Source organism: Stenotrophomonas sp. LGBM10, assembly GCF_046736075.1.
Classification (GTDB): Bacteria; Pseudomonadota; Gammaproteobacteria; order Xanthomonadales; family Xanthomonadaceae; genus Stenotrophomonas.
This window is the reverse complement of sequence record NZ_CP177163.1, coordinates 323,799-339,099: the sequence shown is the minus strand read 5'-3', so window position 1 is coordinate 339,099 and position 15,301 is coordinate 323,799. Positions and strand designations below refer to the sequence as shown.

Sequence of the window (15,301 nt, the reverse complement as noted above, 5' to 3'; positions counted from 1 at the left end):
CCGCTATATCGGTCGGAGTTGCCCCTGCATGGCAGGGGCGACCTGGCAGCCATCTGATCGACAGAATCACCCGGCCGACCCCCTGGCCGTGCAATGCCACTGGAAGTCGCGTCAGTTCCACTGACGAAGTTCGTGCGTCCCAAGCCAGCTGATTACCCGCGCCGGGCATCCCGTCCGGCGTCGCCATCGCTTAACGGACACGAGGTCATACGATGTTTACTTCAGGCTTGCATACGCCGGTGCCGGCACCGCTGTCGGTCACCGCCGTCGATTCGCCCTGGCGCGCTCTGCGCGGCCTGTTCAGCGCCCGCCGCAGCCGCGCGGAGGCCACCTCCGGCGCGGCGGCGCGCCACCAGTCGGCGCTGGAGGCGCAGATTGCCGCGCTGCACCGCGTGCAGGCGGTGATCGAGTTCGATCTGGATGGCACCATCCTGGAGGCCAACGAGAACTTCCTGCAGACGCTGGGCTACTCCCTGGCGGAGATCCAGGGCCGGCACCACTCGCTGTTCGTCGACCCGGCGCAGGCACAGAGCGAGGCGTACCGGGCGTTCTGGGCCAAGCTCGGCCGGGGCGAGTTCGACGCCGGCCAGTATCGCCGGGTTGGCAAAGGCGGGCGCGAGATCTGGATCCAGGCGTCGTACAACCCGGTCTTCGACAGCAACGGCCGGCCCTACAAAGTGGTGAAGTTCGCCACCGACATCACCGCGCAGAAGTTCCAGGCGGCCGATTTCGCCGGCCAGCTGGCGGCCATCAGCAAATCCCAGGCCGTGATCGAGTTCAGCATGGACGGGCGCATTCTTGCCGCCAACGAGAACTTCCTGGCCGTGATGGGTTACCGGCTGGAAGAGGTGCGCGGCCAGCACCATTCGATGTTCGCCGAGACCGCCTACCGGCAGAGCGACGAGTACCAGCGCTTCTGGGAGAAGCTGGGGCGGGGCGAGTTCGATGCCGGCCAGTACAAGCGGCTCGGGCGCGATGGGCGCGAGGTGTGGATCCAGGCCTCGTACAACCCGATCTTCGACATGAACGGCCGGCCGTTCAAAGTGGTCAAGTACGCCACCGACGTCACCGCGCAGGTGCGCGCCAGCCTCGCGCTGGAGCAGGCGGTGGCGCAGACCCGCGAAGTGGTGGCGGCGGCCCAGGACGGGGACCTCACCGGCCACATTCCCACGACCGACAAGAGCGGCCCGATCGCCGAGCTGTGCGAGGGCATCAACGCGCTGGTCGAGGCGATGGCCTCGATCATCGGGCAGATCAAGTTCGCTGCCGACACCATTGCGGTCGGTGCCAGCGAGATCGCCGAAGGCAACAGCGACCTGTCGGTGCGCACCGAACAGCAGGCCGCGTCGCTGGAGGAAACCGCCGTGTCGATGAAGGGGCTGACCGCGACCGTGCAGCGCACGGCCGACAACGCCCGCCAGGCCAGCGAGCTGGCCAGCGGCGCGGTCGATGTTGCCGACCAGGGCGGGCACGTAGTGCACGAAGTGGTGGCGACGATGGCGCTGATCAATGACTCGTCGCGGCGCATCGTCGACATCATCGGGGTGATCGACGGCATCGCGTTCCAGACCAACATTCTCGCGCTCAACGCGGCCGTGGAAGCGGCGCGGGCCGGTGAGCATGGCCGCGGTTTTGCCGTGGTCGCCTCGGAGATCCGCTCGCTGTCGCAGCGCTCGGCCGACGCGGCCAAGGAAATCAAGCAGCTGATCGGCGACTCGGTGGAGAAGGTCGGCGCCGGTACCGCACAGGTCGAGAGCGCCGGGCGGACGATGACGGAAATCGTGGTCAACGTGAAGCGGGTCAGCGCGTTGATGAGCGATATCAGTGCCGCCGCCCAGCAGCAGAGCGAAGGCATCCAGCAGATCAACCGCGCCGTGGAGCATATCGACGAGGGCACCCAGCAGAATGCGGCGCTGGTCGAGGAAGCATCGGCGGCAGCGCGCAGCATGGAGGAGCAGGCGTCCCAACTGCTGCAGACCGTGGCCGGGTTCCGCGTGGATGCGGCGGTGGCGCAGACGCAGCGGCAGGCGATGCAGGGCGGACAGCCGGTGCTGCGGTTGGTGTGAGCGCCGACACGATGCGCAGCGGCACCGGCTGCACATCGCGCGCGGCTCTGGGATACTTCCGCATCAAACGAACGGACGGAGTGCACGGATGCGGTATGGACGGATGTGGGCGGTCGTGCTGGCGCTGGGCGTAGGTGCGCCGGGCATGGCGTCGGCGGCGTCGGCGGTGTTCTACGACCCTGGCAACGGTGCGTTCGGGTACGCGATGAACAAACGCTCGGTCAGCAACGCACTACAGGATGCGCTGGCTGGGTGTGTGCGCGGTTCGCCGAACTGCCGCGAACAGATGAGTACGGCTGCATCGGGGTACTCGGCCATCTATACCGGCACAGTGGCCGTCGGCGTGGCCTTGTCGGAAAAGAGCGACGATGCGGCCCGTCGCAAGGCCGCTGCCATGTGCCGCCGCGTGGCCAATGACTGTGCGCTGGCCATCGCCTGGCGCGAGATCGTGCCGGTGCAGGGAACGGTACACCCGCTGACACATCCGTATCCGCCACCGCCGCCGCCGGGCCCGGCGATGCCGTGAAGCAGGTCACCGCTCGATGACGCCGATCATCCAGATGTTGCCGCTGAACAGCGGCAGGCCGAACGAGCCTTCCTTGTCGTCCACGCGCACCGGGGAAGACACCACCTTGCTATAGGTGAATGCCATGCGGTTGTTGGGCGTCGATGCGAAGCCGCTGCCGTCGAGGAAGGACATGCTGAAGCTGTTCTTGGTGGACAGCCTTACCGCCGGAACGTAGGGCACCACCTTGCCGTCCCGCGTCCACGGCGTGAGCTGCAGGCCGGTGCTGGGCAGGTCGTCGTGGCTGACCAGCAAGGTCGAGCCGGTGAAGGTCGGTACGGGCTGCACCTTCTCGCCGTCGGTCAGGTTGCTTGCCACGTGGTGCCAGCCCTTGTCCCACCACACCTGGCCGGTGATGGCCTGGGTGACGGACAGGCGGATGGCGACCGCGTCGGTGTCCACCGATGAGCCGACCGACACGCCCATCTGCGATGCCATCGTTTCGTCGGGCGCGGCGATGAAGGAGACCACGCGCTTGAACGTGGGCGAGAAGGTCAGCACCAGGTCCGTGCCGCGGGCCTGGATGGCGGGCGCGAAACCGAGATTGGTGTGGCGCTCATCCTGGATGAACGTCCATTTGCTGCGGTCGTGCGGATCCTGGCGGATGGTGCCGGCCACGGTGACCAGTTCTGCGGCAGCGGGCATGGAGAAGAACAGAAGGACGAACAGGGCAAGCAGGCGCATGAAGTAACACTTTCTCCGGATAGGGCGGTGTACGGGCAACGCGTGTTCAAGGACGTTGTGAGCCAATCACGACGTCGCGCGGAAACGCCGCTGCCGACGGAACGGCCCGCCGCTGCATGGCCCAGTGCAGTCTGGCACGCGCTTCCTGTCCAACGGCGTAATGCGCGCGCGTGCGTGGCCTAGAATCCGCCGCTTGTGATCGTTGGCGGTGGAGCAGGGCAATGCAGGTGGAGGTGGCGACGGTGGTTGCGTTCGTGCTCGGCATCGCTGGTGCGAGCGTGGTCATTCTGCTGCTGCGTCGCGCGCGGGCGGATGCCGCGGTGGCTGCAGGGGGCGGTGCCGCGTGTGCGGTGGTGGAGGCGCGGCTGCGCAGGGGGAGTCGCGACCTGGTGTCCGTCGCGTATCACGATGCCGTCCCCACGCCGCAGGCCACGCTGGTGCTGAGGAAGGGTGGGCATGATGCCCAGGCCACGTTCCACGCGTTCTGCGAGGATGTGGCACGCATCCTGGAAAAGGTGGTGCGGACGCCGCCCGCCGGCGTGCGGCCTGCGTTCGTGTTTCATCTGCGCGTGGACGTCATCACCAGCGATGGCGATGGTGCGCGCCGCACGCATGACACCCGGGTGCTGGAGATGGCCATCGCGGCCGATGCGGCAGACCGCATTCTTGCCGATGACGGACGTCCTGCCGTCTCCGCGTTGTTGCGGCATGCACAGATCCGCTTCGACGATCCGATCGGACGCGAGATGGTGAACGCGTTCTGCTGCTGCGAGCGCTACCAGGGATTGAACGGGGTCTCCCCGTCGAGCACATTCTGCGCGCGTGCGCTGCAGCGCTAGTGCGCCGCCGCGATGGGTGCGCTCAGCGGGTCGTGCAGCCGTTCGGGTAGCGGTCGAGGAAGTCGGCGAAGCGCGCGCCGGAGATGGGCTGCCGGCTGAAACAGACCGGGCATTCCAGTACGGCGCCGCCGCCGGAGATGTTCAACAGCGCTGGCGGCGCGGTCACGTTCATCGTCTGATGGCAGGTGAGGCACTCGGCACGCACGCACAGGATGGCGTTGATCGTCGTCTGCGTTGCCGCGCCGGGGACGCGACTGACCTCGAACAGGTGGAACAGGCCGGTATCCGGCACGGTCGTCGCCTCTGACGGATGGGATGCATCCAGTCATCACGGTAGCCCCCGGGATGTTAGTGCCCTGCATGGGGCGCGGCGCCTGCGGCGCTGTCGAACGGCCCGGTGTGGGCCGCCGGGTCGTCCAGGCGATTACCGGGTGCAGGGGAACATGCGGACCAGGCCGTAACCGGCGTAGATCGACACGTAGATCTGGTCCCAATCCGGGGTCTTCATGTGAATCGCACGGTGGTCGGTGATTTCCTGCTGCACGGCCGCTTCCACCAGGTCTGCGCCAAGCTTGACCCCGGCCGGCATGCAGACCGTGTCGCCGGAGCGGAGGTTGATCTGCCCGGTGGTGGCATCCGAGGTGGCCAAGAAGGTCTCGGCGACCCCCTGGAAGTAGCTGAACAGCGACATCCTCACCGTGGTATCGACGTCGACCTTCTTCTTGAGCTGTTCGTAGCTCTCCACGGTGAGCGCGTGGGCGGAAGCCGTACCGAGCAGGCCGGCCAGCGCCACGATGATGCGAAATTTCATGCGTCCCAGCTCTCCATCTGGCGCACCCGCTCGATGATCTCGATCGGGTGACGCGGGTTGTCCATACGCCGTCCATGATCTCACACCGCGTGGCCGGAAATACCCTGCGAGCGCATGGGACCGTCGCTGCGATGCGGCCTTGCGGAAACGAAAAACCCCGCCGAAGCGGGGTCTCATCTCCGGCGATTGCGGAGCGTATCGTTCCAATGGTGCCGAAGGTGGGACTCGAACCCACACGCTTTTAAGGGCGGCGGATTTTGAGTCCGCTGCGTCTACCGATTCCGCCACTTCGGCTGGCTGGCCGCGTAGTGTATACAAAACCCGGTGCTGTGGGGAGACCTGAACGCTTCAGTGTGACGGGCGCCTTCATCGGGTTGGGACGCTATAATCACCGTGCTGAACCATACAGGGAGCCGGGGATGAGCGCGTTGCAGGATCTACGGGTGCTGGTGGTGGAGAACGATGAGATGAGCGCGGCCCTGCTGCAGATGCAGCTGGTGCAGTCCGGCGCGATCGTCGTCGGGTTGGCGGCATCGGTGTCCGAGGCATTGCGCCTGCTGGGCGAGACCACGCCGCAGGTCGCGTTGCTCGACTACCGCCTGGCCAACAACGAAACCAGCGAAGCGGTGGCCGCAGGGCTGGCCGAGCGTGGCATTCCGTTTGTGCTGGCGACGGGCATGTCGCCGGATCATCTGCCGCCGACGTTCCGCAGCGGTGTCGTGCTCAGCAAGCCGTACCTGACGGCTGAACTGACGGCCGCGCTCGAACGCGCGCGCCAAGGCGATTCAGTCGCCGGCTGATGCAGCAGTGGAAGCCGGCGTCACGCCGCTTCCAGGTAGTCAAGATCGAGCGGTTCGCGGTCATCGAGAATGCGGTACTGCGCGGCAAGATCGGCCGGGTCCGGATTGAGCCACGCGTCCAGGTGCTCCGGCCGGATCGGCACGATGCAGCGGTCATGCCCGGCGGCGGCCACTGCCACCGGCGGTTCGTCGGTGATCGCCGCGAACGACAGCAACCGGCCTTCCGGCCCTTCCCATTCCGACCACAGGCAGGCCACCAGCAGGTCGCGTGGCGGTTGCGGGCGGAATTCCAGCACGACGTTCTGCGCGCTTTCTCCGGGTGCCAGCGCCCGATGTTCCAGTGCATGCCGTGGGACGTGTTCGTAGAACGACTGCACCACCACCACGCCGTGGCGATGACCGAACGCAGACTTCCAGTATCCGCCGAGGCTGTCGCGGCGCGCGTTGTAGGTGCCCGGGTAGAGCGTGTCGTGGCGCGCCGGCGTGTCCGGCAGGCGGCATTGGTAGCGCATCGGCTTGATCACGCGCTGGCCGTGTTCGGACACGATCACCGGGGCGTAGACGCCCGGGAAGATGCGGCTGTCGCGAGGCTGCAGCCCGGTGCGATGCAGATCGTCCAGGCGCGCCTGCGCGCGTTCGACCCGGTTGCCGGCGATGCGGATCTCATTGCGCGCCTTCTGCGAGGGGCGGGCGGCCAGGCTGGCTTCGGCCGCTGCCAGGCGCGCGGACTGAAGGCGGATCTCTTCGTCGAGCGCGCGCATTTCCTCGGCATGCCACTGCTGGATCTTCGCCACGATGTCCTGGCCCTGTGGCGTGCGTGCACCGGCAAAGCCGTCGTCCATCGCCTTGGGTGTCTTGGGGCGGGGTTTGCCCGGATCGTGCGCGTAGAGCTGCGCGAACTCATCCAGCGACATGACGGCGCCGTACTCGCGGACAAGCTTGGTGTAATCGGCGCGGATCTGGGCGGAGTAGCACATGGCGGCAGGCGTGGCGGGGCAGGGTGACAGCATAGGCCGGTTGGTCTCACCGGGTGCGAGCGGCCTGCGGCATGCTACGGGCCTGTTCACTCCGAGGCGTCGCCCATGTCCCTGCCTGCCGGCCTGCAGTGTTACCCGGTGCCACCCACTGTCGAGGAGTACCGCCAGCTGCGCGTGCTCGCCGGCCTGAGCCCCAAATCGTTGGAGGCCGCCGCGCGGGGCCTGCCCAACACGGTGTTCGGTGTGAGCATCCGCGATGGCGAGCAGCTGGTGGCGATGGGCCGGCTGATCGGCGACGGCGGCTGCTTTCTGCAGGTCGTGGACATCGCCGTGGTTCCCGATCGCCAGGGGCAGGGGCTGGGCAAGGCGGTGATGACTGCCCTGGATGCCTGGCTGCGCACGAACGCGGCCGGGGCCTATGTGAGCCTGATCGCCGATGGGCAGGCGCACCGTCTGTACGCCCAGTTCGGTTACACCCAGACCGCCCCGAAGTCGGTTGGCATGGCCAAGGTGGTGGGCTGAGGCAGCCACAAAGCGAAGCGCCAACAAAAAGCCCCGACCGAAGTCAGGGCTGTTTGTTGAAGCTGGCGTCCCCACGGGGATTCGAACCCCGGTCGCCACCGTGAAAGGGTGATGTCCTAGGCCTCTAGACGATGGGGACGCGTTAAACCGAATTTTGCTTCTATCGGACGGCCTGTGTCCGGAGAAGTGGTGGAGCCAGGCGGGATCGAACCGCCGACCTCCTGCATGCCATGCAGGCGCTCTCCCAGCTGAGCTATGGCCCCACGTTGATGCTGCGAGCCGCCTATCATAGCGACGTTATTGTCGAATGGGAAGCTTTTTTGAAGACCACCAACAAAAAGCCCCGACCGAAGTCAGGGCTGTTTGTTGAAGCTGGCGTCCCCACGGGGATTCGAACCCCGGTCGCCACCGTGAAAGGGTGATGTCCTAGGCCTCTAGACGATGGGGACGCGTTAAACCGAATTTTGCTTCTGTCGGACGGCCTGTGTCCGGAGAAGTGGTGGAGCCAGGCGGGATCGAACCGCCGACCTCCTGCATGCCATGCAGGCGCTCTCCCAGCTGAGCTATGGCCCCACGTTGTACCGCGAGCCGCCTAGTATACCTGCCTGTTCACGTTTGTGGAAGACCACATTCGAAACCCGCAGGGGGCGGTGAATAAAAAGACCCGGCATGCCGGGCCTCGGTATTCGTTGATGAGTGGCGTCCCCACGGGGATTCGAACCCCGGTCGCCACCGTGAAAGGGTGATGTCCTAGGCCTCTAGACGATGGGGACGCATGAAACTCATCAAATTTTTCAGCAATCCTGACGGCCTAATGTCCGGATTGGTGGAGCCAGGCGGGATCGAACCGCCGACCTCCTGCATGCCATGCAGGCGCTCTCCCAGCTGAGCTATGGCCCCACGATGCTGGAGGCGGAATTCTACGCGTGTGCGATGCATTCGCCAAGTCTTTTCTCTGACACAACACTGAAAAAAAATGGATCGAGACAGTGGTCGTGTCAAACAAAACGCCCCGGCCAAGACCGGGGCGTTCTGCGTTTCAATTGGCGTCCCCACGGGGATTCGAACCCCGGTCGCCACCGTGAAAGGGTGATGTCCTAGGCCTCTAGACGATGGGGACGCACGAAAACCGAATTTTTCTCACCGCACTTCAATCGGCCTAATGATTGAAGTGGTGGAGCCAGGCGGGATCGAACCGCCGACCTCCTGCATGCCATGCAGGCGCTCTCCCAGCTGAGCTATGGCCCCACGTCGTGAGGAGCGAAATCATAGCGACGGCGTTTTCGATTGGCAAGAGAAAACTGCAGGAAATTTCTCATCCATTGCTTGAACTGCATTCACGCCGGCATCGCCGAAAACGCGATGCGCGGTCGTCATGGTGCGGTGGAGTGGGGCGGCCCTTGGCGCGGCGCCGTCAGCGCCGCCAGGATCGGGCACTGCCCGCGTTCGCCGTGGCCAGGGCACGCATCCACCAACTGCTTGAGTGCGCCATGCATGCGCTGCAGTTCGCCGATGCGCTGTTCGATGTCCTGCAGCTTCTGCACGGCGGTCATGCGGACCTGCGCCATATCCTGGCCGTGCTGGTCGCTGAGCGAGAGCAGTTCGCCGATCTCATCCAGGCTGAAGCCCAGCGACTTGGCGCGACGGATGAACTGCAGCCGGGTCAGGTCGTCATCGCTGAACACCCGATAGCCCCCGGCGCTGCGGCGTGCGGTCGGCAGCAGCTGCTGCCGCTCGTAGTAACGCACGGTGTCGATGGGCACGCCGGCCTGGCGCGCAAGCTGTCCAATGTTCATCACCACCTCGGCAGTAGATCGGGCTCATTGTGGACCCTGGAGCCGGGTCAAGGGTCAAGGGTTGGGTCCGTGGCGGCCGCCCGCGCGGTTGCCCGCAAAGATGCAATTAGTTTCATGGATGGGCCGCGATGCCGTCCGTAACCTCCAGCCAACTGTTGATCGGGCGTGCGCGCAAGCGCCCCCGCTCCCCCCGTGACGGGTAACGCTGCTGGAGCAAGGTTTCATGAACACCTCGTTGAACTCCCCTTCGCTGCGGCGGACGCCGGCGGCGCCTACGCTGATGGAGGTGGCCGTGGTCGAGTACGCGGGCAGCATCCGTGGTGCGGCGACGGTGCTTTCCGAGCTTGCCCAGCTCTCCAACCGGGTTGCAGCGGCCGGGCGGCGGCCGGGGGCGCGCATGCTCGTTACCCGTTGGACCCTGTGCACGCGAGGCGGCGGGATGCAGCGCATGGCCGGTGCCACGCTGTTCGGCGAGGCATTGCCGGCGGTGGTGATCCTGCCCGGCAACGAGCCCGGCTGGGCGATGTCGGTGGCCGGCGAGGGGCTGCTGGCATGGCTGCGCGAGTGCCACGAAGCCGGCAGCCTGCTGGCCGGCTGCGAGGAAGGCGCGCTGCTGCTGGCCCGTGCGGGGGTGCTGGCCGGCCGCCCGGTACGGCTGCCCAGCCTGGACCGCTACGCGGCACTGAACACGGTTGTGCCCAGCTGGCTGCCCAGCGAGCGCACCCTCGTGGACGATGGCGATCTGCTGACCGCCGCCGGCACCGACTCATGGAAGTACCTGAGCCTGCGCCTGCTTGCCCGCGTATACGGCCACAGTGTGATGTCGTCGGTGGCCCAGCAGTTGCAGCTGGTGATTCCGCGCACCGTGCAGGACGACCTGGAACGCTTCAGCCCGAACTTCGCCCACGGCGACCGCTGCGTTCTCAAGGCGCAACGCTGGCTGCACAGCATCGCTGCGCGCGGAGTGAGCCTGCAGGACATCTGCGATTCGGCCGGCCTGGAGCCGCGGACCCTGCAGCGCCGCTTCCTGCGCGCCACCGGCATGCGGCCCATCGAGTACTGCCAGCGCCTGCGCATCGCCAAAGCGCAGATGCTGTTCCAGGCGGGCGGGGCGATCGACGAGGTGTCCTGGCACGTGGGTTACTCCGACCAGAGCGCGTTCCGGCGGCTGTTCCTGCGCATCGTCGGCACCACCCCGGCGCGCTATCGGCGTCAGATCGTGAGCCAGCGTCGCGAACGCAGCACCACGGCACCGGCGCGCGTCGTGGAGGCCATGCGCGCGGCATGACGTGCCGCGCTGCGGCTTGATCGCATCGGCGCATGCTGGGACCATGCGGGTCGGCACGATACCGAATGCGAAACGATGATAAGCAGTGTCGGCCCGGTGCCGTTGGTGGTGGTGTGGGTGCTTGTTGCGATGGGTGTGGCGATGCTGGTGGCGCGCGTGCTGCGTGTGCCGCCGGAAGAGGGCTCACCCACGCCCCGCGGCGTGTTGTTCGACATGCTGCTGGTCGGCCTGCTGGCCGGCCGTCTCGGCTTCATCCTGCGCTACTGGGCAGACTATCGCCACGATGGCTGGGCCGTGCTTCGGCTGGGCGATGGTGGCTTTCTGGCGTGGGTAGCCCTCCTGGTCGGCCTGGGCTGGGGCGCATGGCGCCTGCGCCGCTGGCCCCGACTGCGCGCTCCGGTAGCGGCCGGCGCCTTGGCGGGCGTGCTGTGCTGGGCTGCGCTGTCGCTGGGCAGTGGCTGGCTGCAGCGCGACCGCATTGCGCTGCCGACACTTGCGCTGACCGCGCTGGACGGTACACCCGCCACGCTGGGAGGCGAGCGCGCGCAGCCGACCGTGGTCAATCTCTGGGCCACTTGGTGCGGTCCATGCCGCCGCGAGATGCCGGTGCTGGCCCGCGCCCAGCAGCGCCATCCCGAGCTGCGCTTCGTCTTTGCCAACCAGGGCGAAACCGCGGACGACGTGCAGGCCTTCCTCAAGGCGGAACAGCTGTCGTTGCACAATGTGCTGCTCGACGAACCGATGCAGGCGGCAACGGCGCTGCATGTGCAGGCGTATCCGACTACCCTGTTCTTCGATCGCGACGGGCGGTTGCGTGACGTGCATCTGGGGGAACTCAGTGCCGCCGGTCTGGAATCCAAGCTCGCGCGGCTGCGATAGTCGCGCGGGTTCTTCTGTCTTTTGATCCCGGGAGTTGCCATGTTGTCCAAATCCTTCCCTGCGCTGGGTACCGTGCTGAGCGCCGCGCTGCTGCTGGGCCTGTCCGGCTGCAGCCAGGCCCAGGCGCCGAAGGCGCCTGCCGCAGCCACCGCCGGCAAGCCGGGCGATCGGCCGGCGGTGCTCAAGAGCATCGAACAGCAGGGCTTCGAGGTGATGGGCGAGTTCGATGCGCCCGGTGGCCTGCGCGGTTTTGCCGGCGTGGTCGGTGGGCAGCAGCCGGCCGCCGCGTACGTGACGGCGGACGGCACGCATGTGCTGGTGGGCAGCCTGTTTGATGCCCAGGGCAAGGACATCGGCACCGAACCGGTGGAGCGCCTGGTGGCTGCGCCGATGTCCGCGCGCCAGTGGGCCAAGCTTGATGCCAGCGCCTGGGTGCGCGATGGCCGCGCCGACGCGCCGCGTGTGGTGTACACCTTCAGCGATGCCAACTGCCCGTACTGCCACCGGTTCTGGGAAGCCGCGCGGCCGTGGGTGGACAGCGGCAAGGTGCAGCTGCGCCATGTCATGGTCGGGGTGATCCGTGAGGACAGCCCGGCCAAGGCCGCGGCGATCCTCACCGCACCGAACCCCAGCGCGGCGCTGCTGGAGAACGAGCATCGTTTTGAACAGGGCGGCATCAAGCCGGCAGCCAGCCTGACCGCAGACGTGGCCAACAAGCTCGACGCCAACCAGGTGCTGATGATCGAGATGGGCTTCCAGGGCACGCCGGGCATTCTGTTCAAGGATGACAAGGGCATGCTGCAACGTCGTGCCGGCATGCCGCAGGGTCCGGACATGGATGTGGTGATGGGCCCGCGCTGAGACACGGCGCCCGCACTCGCTTCGCGCGCCGGTGCAATGCCGGTGCGCCGAACCGCTCCACCGTGATGGTGCCGGTGGCGGTTGATCTGGATCAATGAGAAAAATCCGGCGCGCACTACGCTGTAGCGCATGCCGGATTCCTCAGTATTTCTACGGGTTCAACGTCGCATCGCGGGTCGGTCATCGATTCGTCCGCCAGACTTCACGAACTCCTCACCTCGCCATTGGTACTCAAGCCGCTGGTATGCATGCCGAACGCGACATGCGATCCGGGATGAGGAGGGAATCCCACGCCGGTACCTGCTTCGTCGCAGCGCGACGTCGACGGGCAGCACTGTCTGTGTTTCATGGAGGATGCAATGCGCTTGGGTGGGTTGACGTTGGCAGGTGCGCTCGCGCTGACGGCTGTTCCGGCGCATGCGCAGGATTCCGCCGAGGCGCTGCGCCAGGAGATCCGGACGCTGCGGCAGACGCTGGAATCGATGGAGAAACGCCTGGATGCCATCGAGTCCGGGCAGAGCACGTCCGGTCCCGCAGCGGCAACGGCCGCAGGCGCGTTGCCGGGACCCGGCGCGGTTGCCGCGCTACCCGCACCCACGACCACCGCAGCACATGTACCCGGCAGCGGGCAGGCAATTCTGCCGCAGCGTGATTCGGTGGCCGATCCGTCCAGCGCCGCGTCGCGGCCGGACAGTGCCGCCGGACCGACCGATCCCGAACTGAAGGGCTTCTTCGCCGTACCGGGCACCGATACGCTGATACGCATCGGTGGCTACGCCAAACTCGATGCGATCGCCGACGCGCGCGCGGCAGGCGACCAGGAACAGTTCGTCACCTCGTCGATTCCGGTGGGCAGTGCGCACCGGGATGTCTCCAACTTCACGCTGCATGCCAAGCAGACCCGCTTCAGCTTCGAAGCGCGGCGCCCGACCACGCATGGCAACCTGCGCTTTTACCTGGAGAATGACTTCTTCGGCAGCAGCGACAGCTATCAGTTCCGCCTGCGCCACGCGTACGGCCAGCTCGGCAACACCTACGCCGGCTACGGCTATTCCACCTTCATGGACGCCGACAGCCTGCCCGACACGCTGGACTTCGCCGGGCCGGGCGGCGCTGGCTATCTGCTTGTGGCGGGCATCCATCACAGCTTCGCAGTAGGCAAAGGCAACACCGTGACCGTGGCCGCCGAAGATCCGGACACGCAGCTCAGCGCGCCGGCGCAGGGGGTGATGGGGGTGGACCGGCTGCCCGATGTCACCGTCACCGCCCGCATGGAGCGCGACTGGGGGCATCTGCAGCTGGGTGCGGTCGCGCGCAGCCTGGGCTACGACGGCGATGACGGTGATGGCCGTCGTTTCGGCGGCGGCGTGCAGCTGAGCGGCTCGGCGTCGATGGGCGAGCAGGATCTGCTGCTGTTCGGCGCATTGGGCGGCAAGGGCCTGGGACGCTATACCGCCGACCTCACCGGTTCGGGCATGGATGCGGTGGTCACCGCCGACGGCCGCCTGCAGGCGTTGTCGTTGTATGGCGGCTTCGTGGGCTACACGCACTACTGGTCGCCGTTGTGGCGCTCCAACCTGATCTACGGCCAGCTCACCAGCGGTCGCAATGTCGCCCTGGCCGCCGACGCCTTCCGGCAGAGCCGCTACGGCGTCTTCAACCTGCTGTGGAGCCCGGCCCCGTCCTGGACGATGGGTATGGAACTGCTGTACGGCCAGCTGGAACAGCAGAGCGGACAACGCGCGGACACGGTGCGGCTGCAGGGCAGCCTGCAATACAACTTCATCAAGTAAACCCTCACGCCCGGCACGACCGGGCCCATGCCTGGCAAAGGAGAAACCGTCATGGCAGAAGCGAAGAAAATCGGGGTGGTCGGCGCCACCTTCCTGGTGGCCGGCAACATGATGGGGTCGGGGGTGTTCCTGCTGCCCTCCAGCCTGGCCAAGATCGGCACGGCGTCGATCTGGGGCTGGCTGATCACCACGGCCGGCGCGCTGCTGCTGGCCTTCGTATTCGCCAAGCTCGGCAAGCTGGCGCCCAAGGCGGGCGGGCCCTATGCCTATGCGCGCGACTGGTTCGGCCCGTACATGGGCTTCCAGACCAACACCATCTACTGGTTCGCCAACTGGATCGGCAACGTGGCCATTCCGATCGCGGCAGTCGGTTACTTCAGCTACTTCTTCCCGATCCTGTCCGAACCGCTGCCGCGCTGCCTGGCAGTGCTGGCCCTGGTCTGGGCGCTGAGCTTCGCCAATGTGATCGGACCGTCGTTCGTCAGCCGGCTGCAGACGGTGACCACCAGCTTCGCGCTGGTGCCGATCCTGGGCATCGCGATCTTCGGCTGGTTCTTCTTCGATCCGACCATCTTCAAGGGGGCCTACAACGTCTCCGGCGAGTCCAACTTCGGCGCGGTCTCCAGCGCAGCGGCGTTGACGCTGTGGGCGTTCATCGGCGTGGAGTCGGCATCGGTCACCGCCGGCGTGGTCGAGAATCCGGAAAAGAACGTGGCCCGCGCCACGCTGGCCGGTGTGTTCCTGGCGGCCATCGCCTACATCGCAAGCTCGTCGGTGATCATGGGCATGGTGCCCAATGGTGAGCTGCAGGTGTCCGATGCGCCGTTCGCACTGGCGGCGGCCAAGGCGGTGGGCGGCTGGGGCGGGGCGGCAGTCAGCCTGTGCGCGTTCGTCGGCGCGGCCGGTTCGCTCGGCGGCTGGATCCTGCTGACCGCGCAGAGCGCCAAGGCGGCCTCGGACGACGGCCTGTTCCCGAGCATCTTCAGCCGGACCAACAAGGATGACGTGCCGGTCAAGGGCGTGCTGATCGTGGCCGTGCTGATGACCCTGGCCGTGCTGGTGACCTCCACCTCGGCCACCGCGTCGGCCCAGTTCGACGTGATCACCTCTGCAGCGGTGGTGCTGACCCTGCTGCCTTACATCTATTCCTGCGTGGCCTGCTACTTCGTGGTCGAGCGTTCGCACACGCTGGTGCATACCGGCGCGTTCTGGGCCCTGACCAGCATCACTGTCGTCTACTGCCTGTGGGCGATCTTCGGCTCGTCCGGCAGCATCGTGCAGTACGCCTTCCTGTTCGTGCTGTTCATCACCGTGTTCTACCCGTTCTTCAGCGAGGAGCGCCGCCGCCAGCGCGGCCAGCTGCCGGCGCTGGACGCGGTGAGCAATCCCAAGCTTTCGTGACATTGCCCCAGGAGAATGC

At 66.6% G+C, this 15,301-nt stretch carries 15 protein-coding genes and 9 tRNA genes; 10 read left to right on the top strand and 14 right to left on the bottom strand.

What is annotated here, in order from left to right; translation table 11 throughout:
• Positions 1-212 precede the first annotated feature (212 nt).
• Positions 213-2,066: a methyl-accepting chemotaxis protein gene (locus tag ACLB90_RS01455; protein WP_411851289.1), complete on the top strand. Its 1,854-nt coding sequence runs from the start codon at positions 213-215 to the stop codon at positions 2,064-2,066.
• Positions 2,067-2,154: 88 nt separating this feature from the next.
• Positions 2,155-2,592 (top strand): DUF4189 domain-containing protein, encoded by a 438-nt coding sequence (locus ACLB90_RS01450; RefSeq protein ID WP_411851288.1) that lies wholly within the window; start codon positions 2,155-2,157, stop codon positions 2,590-2,592.
• A 6-nt stretch (positions 2,593-2,598) separates the two neighbouring features.
• Here ACLB90_RS01450 and ACLB90_RS01445 read toward each other — a convergent pair whose 3' ends face one another.
• Complete coding sequence (locus tag ACLB90_RS01445; RefSeq protein ID WP_411851287.1) at positions 2,599-3,315, bottom strand: hypothetical protein; 717 nt, start codon at positions 3,313-3,315, stop codon at positions 2,599-2,601.
• Between the two features lie 221 nt (positions 3,316-3,536).
• Between ACLB90_RS01445 and ACLB90_RS01440 the strand changes: the two genes are divergently transcribed.
• Entirely contained in the window at positions 3,537-4,154 is a 618-nt protein-coding gene (locus ACLB90_RS01440) for a hypothetical protein (RefSeq protein ID WP_411851286.1), read from the top strand.
• 22 nt (positions 4,155-4,176) lie between these two features.
• Here the strand turns inward: ACLB90_RS01440 and ACLB90_RS01435 are convergent, their stop codons facing one another.
• From ACLB90_RS01435 to ACLB90_RS01425, 3 genes are all read right to left on the bottom strand, one after another.
• Complete coding sequence (locus ACLB90_RS01435; RefSeq protein ID WP_411851285.1) at positions 4,177-4,446, bottom strand: hypothetical protein; 270 nt, start codon at positions 4,444-4,446, stop codon at positions 4,177-4,179.
• A 132-nt stretch (positions 4,447-4,578) separates the two neighbouring features.
• Positions 4,579-4,965: a hypothetical protein gene (locus ACLB90_RS01430; protein ID WP_411851284.1), complete on the bottom strand. Its 387-nt coding sequence runs from the start codon at positions 4,963-4,965 to the stop codon at positions 4,579-4,581.
• A gap of 207 nt (positions 4,966-5,172) precedes the next feature.
• Positions 5,173-5,259, bottom strand: a tRNA-Leu gene (locus tag ACLB90_RS01425).
• A gap of 125 nt (positions 5,260-5,384) precedes the next feature.
• Between ACLB90_RS01425 and ACLB90_RS01420 the strand changes: the two genes are divergently transcribed.
• Positions 5,385-5,765, top strand: a complete 381-nt coding sequence (locus ACLB90_RS01420) for a response regulator (protein ID WP_411851283.1) — start codon at positions 5,385-5,387, stop codon at positions 5,763-5,765.
• A 20-nt stretch (positions 5,766-5,785) separates the two neighbouring features.
• Here the strand turns inward: ACLB90_RS01420 and ACLB90_RS01415 are convergent, their stop codons facing one another.
• The gene (locus ACLB90_RS01415; RefSeq protein WP_411851282.1) at positions 5,786-6,742 is read right to left on the bottom strand and encodes an SOS response-associated peptidase family protein; all 957 of its coding nucleotides are present in this window, start codon (positions 6,740-6,742) and stop codon (positions 5,786-5,788) included.
• 105 nt (positions 6,743-6,847) lie between these two features.
• Between ACLB90_RS01415 and ACLB90_RS01410 the strand changes: the two genes are divergently transcribed.
• Complete coding sequence (locus tag ACLB90_RS01410; protein WP_411851281.1) at positions 6,848-7,264, top strand: GNAT family N-acetyltransferase; 417 nt, start codon at positions 6,848-6,850, stop codon at positions 7,262-7,264.
• A 63-nt stretch (positions 7,265-7,327) separates the two neighbouring features.
• Here ACLB90_RS01410 and ACLB90_RS01405 read toward each other — a convergent pair.
• The 9 genes from ACLB90_RS01405 to ACLB90_RS01365 all read right to left on the bottom strand — a co-directional run bounded on the left by ACLB90_RS01405 (position 7,328) and on the right by ACLB90_RS01365 (position 9,060).
• Positions 7,328-7,403, bottom strand: a tRNA-Glu gene (locus ACLB90_RS01405).
• Between the two features lie 48 nt (positions 7,404-7,451).
• Positions 7,452-7,527, bottom strand: a tRNA-Ala gene (locus tag ACLB90_RS01400).
• 110 nt (positions 7,528-7,637) lie between these two features.
• Positions 7,638-7,713 (bottom strand) — tRNA-Glu (locus tag ACLB90_RS01395).
• Positions 7,714-7,761: 48 nt separating this feature from the next.
• Positions 7,762-7,837 (bottom strand) — tRNA-Ala (locus ACLB90_RS01390).
• A 124-nt stretch (positions 7,838-7,961) separates the two neighbouring features.
• Positions 7,962-8,037, bottom strand: a tRNA-Glu gene (locus tag ACLB90_RS01385).
• A gap of 51 nt (positions 8,038-8,088) precedes the next feature.
• Positions 8,089-8,164 (bottom strand) — tRNA-Ala (locus ACLB90_RS01380).
• Positions 8,165-8,308: 144 nt separating this feature from the next.
• Positions 8,309-8,384 (bottom strand) — tRNA-Glu (locus tag ACLB90_RS01375).
• Positions 8,385-8,436: 52 nt separating this feature from the next.
• Positions 8,437-8,512, bottom strand: a tRNA-Ala gene (locus tag ACLB90_RS01370).
• Between the two features lie 125 nt (positions 8,513-8,637).
• Positions 8,638-9,060, bottom strand: a complete 423-nt coding sequence (locus tag ACLB90_RS01365) for a heavy metal-responsive transcriptional regulator (protein ID WP_411851280.1) — start codon at positions 9,058-9,060, stop codon at positions 8,638-8,640.
• Positions 9,061-9,283: 223 nt separating this feature from the next.
• On the opposite strand from ACLB90_RS01365, the gene ACLB90_RS01360 reads away from it, so the two are divergent.
• From ACLB90_RS01360 to adiC, 5 genes are all read left to right on the top strand, one after another.
• On the top strand, positions 9,284-10,348 hold the full coding sequence (locus tag ACLB90_RS01360; RefSeq protein ID WP_411851279.1) for a GlxA family transcriptional regulator: 1,065 nt from the start codon (positions 9,284-9,286) through the stop codon (positions 10,346-10,348).
• A 75-nt stretch (positions 10,349-10,423) separates the two neighbouring features.
• Entirely contained in the window at positions 10,424-11,227 is an 804-nt protein-coding gene (locus ACLB90_RS01355) for a TlpA family protein disulfide reductase (RefSeq protein WP_411851278.1), read from the top strand.
• A gap of 39 nt (positions 11,228-11,266) precedes the next feature.
• Positions 11,267-12,088: a thiol:disulfide interchange protein DsbG gene (gene dsbG / locus ACLB90_RS01350; RefSeq protein WP_411851277.1), complete on the top strand. Its 822-nt coding sequence runs from the start codon at positions 11,267-11,269 to the stop codon at positions 12,086-12,088.
• Between the two features lie 359 nt (positions 12,089-12,447).
• Positions 12,448-13,881: a DcaP family trimeric outer membrane transporter gene (locus ACLB90_RS01345; protein ID WP_411851276.1), complete on the top strand. Its 1,434-nt coding sequence runs from the start codon at positions 12,448-12,450 to the stop codon at positions 13,879-13,881.
• A gap of 51 nt (positions 13,882-13,932) precedes the next feature.
• A complete protein-coding gene (adiC, locus tag ACLB90_RS01340; RefSeq protein WP_411851275.1) occupies positions 13,933-15,282 on the top strand; it encodes an arginine/agmatine antiporter in 1,350 nt (449 codons plus the stop codon).
• The last annotated feature ends 19 nt before the right edge of the window (positions 15,283-15,301 follow it).

What these genes read in the sequence shown, in the direction of transcription:
- ACLB90_RS01455 (WP_411851289.1), top strand. Translation starts at nt 213, where the DNA reads ATGTTTACTTCAGGCTTGCATACGCCGGTGCCGGCACCGCTGTCGGTC.
- ACLB90_RS01450 (WP_411851288.1), top strand. Translation starts at nt 2,155, where the DNA reads ATGCGGTATGGACGGATGTGGGCGGTCGTGCTGGCGCTGGGCGTAGGT.
- ACLB90_RS01445 (WP_411851287.1), bottom strand. Translation starts at nt 3,315, where the DNA reads ATGCGCCTGCTTGCCCTGTTCGTCCTTCTGTTCTTCTCCATGCCCGCT.
- ACLB90_RS01440 (WP_411851286.1), top strand. Translation starts at nt 3,537, where the DNA reads ATGCAGGTGGAGGTGGCGACGGTGGTTGCGTTCGTGCTCGGCATCGCT.
- ACLB90_RS01430 (WP_411851284.1), bottom strand. Translation starts at nt 4,965, where the DNA reads ATGAAATTTCGCATCATCGTGGCGCTGGCCGGCCTGCTCGGTACGGCT.
- ACLB90_RS01420 (WP_411851283.1), top strand. Translation starts at nt 5,385, where the DNA reads ATGAGCGCGTTGCAGGATCTACGGGTGCTGGTGGTGGAGAACGATGAG.
- ACLB90_RS01415 (WP_411851282.1), bottom strand. Translation starts at nt 6,742, where the DNA reads ATGTGCTACTCCGCCCAGATCCGCGCCGATTACACCAAGCTTGTCCGC.
- ACLB90_RS01410 (WP_411851281.1), top strand. Translation starts at nt 6,848, where the DNA reads ATGTCCCTGCCTGCCGGCCTGCAGTGTTACCCGGTGCCACCCACTGTC.
- ACLB90_RS01365 (WP_411851280.1), bottom strand. Translation starts at nt 9,060, where the DNA reads ATGAACATTGGACAGCTTGCGCGCCAGGCCGGCGTGCCCATCGACACC.
- ACLB90_RS01360 (WP_411851279.1), top strand. Translation starts at nt 9,284, where the DNA reads ATGAACACCTCGTTGAACTCCCCTTCGCTGCGGCGGACGCCGGCGGCG.
- ACLB90_RS01355 (WP_411851278.1), top strand. Translation starts at nt 10,424, where the DNA reads ATGATAAGCAGTGTCGGCCCGGTGCCGTTGGTGGTGGTGTGGGTGCTT.
- dsbG (WP_411851277.1), top strand. Translation starts at nt 11,267, where the DNA reads ATGTTGTCCAAATCCTTCCCTGCGCTGGGTACCGTGCTGAGCGCCGCG.
- ACLB90_RS01345 (WP_411851276.1), top strand. Translation starts at nt 12,448, where the DNA reads ATGCGCTTGGGTGGGTTGACGTTGGCAGGTGCGCTCGCGCTGACGGCT.
- adiC (WP_411851275.1), top strand. Translation starts at nt 13,933, where the DNA reads ATGGCAGAAGCGAAGAAAATCGGGGTGGTCGGCGCCACCTTCCTGGTG.